Raw genomic sequence first — 2,423 nt, 5'->3', positions numbered from 1 at the left:
CCTGTATTCAATGATAAGGCTGCCTTGGCTGGATTTGAGGCTGATGTCTGGGTGGATTTCACCACACCAGCCGTTGCCTACGAAAATACACGCTTTGCTCTTGAAAATGGCTTTGCTCCAGTGGTTGGAACAACAGGCTTCACTAGTGAAGAAATTGCAGAACTAAAAGCATTTTCCCGTGAGAAAGATTTGGGTGGCTTGATAGCCCCTAACTTTGCCTTGGGTGCTGTCTTGCTCATGCAATTTGCGGCGCAGGCAGCCAAATATTTCCCAAATGTGGAGATTATCGAGCTCCATCATGACAAGAAAAAAGATGCTCCAAGTGGAACAGCCATTAAAACGGCTGAGTTGATGGCGGAAGTGCGTGAGTCTATCCAGCAAGATGCGACCGATGAGGAGGAACTCCTTGCAGGAGCTCGTGGAGCTGACTTTGATGGCATGCGCATCCATTCGGTACGTCTACCAGGCTTGGTAGCCCATCAGGAAGTCATCTTTGGCAATCAGGGAGAAGGATTGACCCTCCGTCATGACTCCTATGATCGCAGCTCCTTCATGACAGGGGTCAATTTGGGAATCAAAGAAGTTGTCAAGTGTCATGAGCTTGTCTATGGATTAGAACACTTATTATGAGATTAACACAAATGCCTTCTGAATTTCAGAAGGCTTTACCAGTATTAGAAAAAATTAAAGATGCAGGCTTTGAAGCCTATTTTGTTGGGGGTTCTGTCAGAGATGCCCTCCTCCATCGTCCCATCCACGATGTGGATATTGCGACTTCTTCTTATCCAGAGGAAACCAAGCAGATATTCTCTCGCACTGCCGATATCGGAATCGAGCACGGAACGGTCTTGGTTTTAGATGGCGAAGAGGAGTATGAGGTAACCACCTTTCGGACTGAGGATGTCTATGTGGACTATCGCAGACCCAGTGCAGTTTCCTTTGTGCGCTCGCTAGAAGAAGACCTTAAACGCCGTGATTTCACAGTTAATGCCTTTGCCTTGGATGAGACAGGAGAAATCATCGATTTGTTCCATGGTCTCAAAGATCTGGAAAATCAAGTCTTGCGAGCTGTCGGTATAGCCAGTGAGCGCTTCAATGAAGATGCTTTGCGTATCATGCGTGGTTTTCGTTTTCAGGCCAGTCTTGGTTTTGAACTTGAGCGAGAAACATTTGAAGCCATGAAATCCTTGACTCCGCTCTTGGAGAAAATCTCTGTGGAGCGCACCTTTGTCGAGTTTGATAAGCTTTTACTGGCTCCCTATTGGCAAGTAGGTTTATCATCTATGATTGAGAGTCAAGCTTATGATTACCTCCCTGATATGGCAGACAGTCGAGAAAAGCTCCAAAAATTGTTTGATTTAGAGGCGGATTTCACCTTTGAGTCTTCTGAACAAGCCTGGGCGGTTCTCTTGTGGGTACTGGAAATTGAGGATGCTCAACCATTTTTGAAGCATTGGAAGACCTCACGCCAATTTACAAAGCAAGTACAGGATTTGCTGACTATTTTGGCTTTGCGTGAAAAGGGAGAATTGAGCAAGCGTGATTGTTACCGTTTTGACTTGGATTCCCTTCTACAAGCTGAACGTCTTCGTCAAGCCCAAGGAAAAGAGGTCAACCCCCAACTTATCACAGAAACTTACCAGAGTTTGACCATTCATGACAAGAAAGAAATTCAGATTAACGGTGGAATTTTGATTAAGGAATATGGTTACCAGCCAGGACCAGACTTGGGAGAGATTTTAACAGAGATTGAGTTTGCCATTGTCGATGGAGAGTTGGAAAATGATCGTCAAGCAATTCATGCTTACCTGAGGGAGAAAAAATGAGTGATTTTATCGTTGAAAAACTAAGTAAATCCGTCGGTGACAAGACCGTTTTTAAGGATATTTCTTTTATCATCCATGACTTGGACAGAATCGGTCTAATTGGTGTTAATGGAACGGGTAAGACCACCCTTTTAGATGTCCTTTCTGGCGTTTCTGGCTTTGATGGTGATGTCAGCCCTTTTTCTGCTAAGAATGACTATAAGATTGGCTACTTGACCCAGGATCCTGATTTTGATGATAACAAGACGGTCTTGGATACGGTTCTCTCCAGCGACCTCAAGGAAATCCAGTTGATTCGTGAGTATGAGTTGATCATGCTCAACTACAGTGAGGACAAGCAGGCTCGTTTGGAACGGGTCATGGCAGAGATGGATTCTCTCCAAGCCTGGGAAATTGAAAGCCAGGTCAAGACGGTCCTCAGCAAGCTGGGTATTCAGGACTTGTCGACTCCAGTTGGTGAATTGTCAGGTGGTCTGAGAAGACGGGTTCAGTTGGCGCAAGTTCTCCTAGGCAATCACGACCTCTTGCTTCTGGACGAGCCGACCAACCACCTGGACATTGCGACCATTGAGTGGCTGACTCTTTTTTTGAAAAATT

At 45.4% G+C, this 2,423-nt stretch carries 3 protein-coding genes; all 3 read left to right on the top strand.

Translation table 11 applies throughout. The features are described 5' to 3' along the window. Nucleotides 1-630: 4-hydroxy-tetrahydrodipicolinate reductase (gene dapB, locus SORDD27_RS05500; RefSeq protein ID WP_231069307.1), on the top strand; the 630-nt coding region annotated here is incomplete at its 5' end. Next, nucleotides 627-1,826: a CCA tRNA nucleotidyltransferase gene (locus tag SORDD27_RS05495; protein ID WP_081103362.1), complete on the top strand. Its 1,200-nt coding sequence runs from the start codon at nucleotides 627-629 to the stop codon at nucleotides 1,824-1,826. The genes dapB and SORDD27_RS05495, both read left to right, overlap by 4 nt. Further along, nucleotides 1,823-2,423: ATP-binding cassette domain-containing protein (locus SORDD27_RS05490; protein ID WP_155718892.1), on the top strand; the 601-nt coding region annotated here is incomplete at its 3' end. The genes SORDD27_RS05495 and SORDD27_RS05490, both read left to right, overlap by 4 nt.

It is taken from the genome of Streptococcus oralis (assembly GCF_001579025.1).
In the GTDB taxonomy this organism is placed as follows: domain Bacteria; phylum Bacillota; class Bacilli; order Lactobacillales; family Streptococcaceae; genus Streptococcus; species Streptococcus oralis_X.
This window is presented reverse-complemented; position numbering and strand designations above follow the sequence as displayed.